This window comes from Acidovorax sp., from assembly GCF_046291265.1.
GTDB lineage: Bacteria > Pseudomonadota > Gammaproteobacteria > Burkholderiales > Burkholderiaceae_C > Acidovorax.
This window is the reverse complement of the sequence record NZ_JBKBTV010000193.1, coordinates 1-540: the sequence shown is the minus strand read 5'-3', so window position 1 is coordinate 540 and position 540 is coordinate 1. Positions and strand designations below refer to the sequence as shown.

Genomic DNA, 540 nt, shown 5'->3' with positions numbered 1-540 from the left:
ACTGCGCGCCGTGCTGCCGCTGCACAGGCCTCCACGCTGCTGGGCGCCTTCCTGGAGAACCTGGCCTCCGAGCAGAGCGCCCGCATGACCGCCATGGACAATGCGTCCAAGAACGCCGGCGACCTGATCGAGCGCCTCACCTTGGAGTACAACCGGTGCGTCCTCCGCCTCCGCCTCCGCCGCCGCGTGCTGCAGAGCCAGGCGGTAGTTTTTCCCGGCGTCCAGCCGCGCCACCAGCGCCAGCTCGTTCGGGCGCGAGTCAGCCGCGGACGCACCTGCCAGGCGGTAGCCCGACGCGGCGGCCACCCAGCAGCCACGAGCGCGCGAGGCGTCGGCGGGTGCGCAGGGCACCTCCGCCTCCAGCGCCAGCGCGTCCATGACGCCGCTGAACAGCGTCGTGTCCACGATTCCCTGCTCCTGCGCCACGTCCAGCAGCTCCTGCGCGCCCTGCAGGTCCCGCAGCTGCACGTGCAGCAGCGACAGCTCGCGAAAGTCGCTGACCGTGCCGCACGACCCGCACTGCCGCAGCAGGTACTCCAC

The 540-nt window shown here is 71.9% G+C and carries 1 pseudogene; it reads left to right on the top strand.

Annotated features, from left to right (window positions below):
- Nucleotides 1-156: pseudogene (locus tag ACK41V_RS23850) on the top strand (FoF1 ATP synthase subunit gamma); the annotation flags it as partial.
- Nucleotides 157-540: the final 384 nt, after the last annotated feature.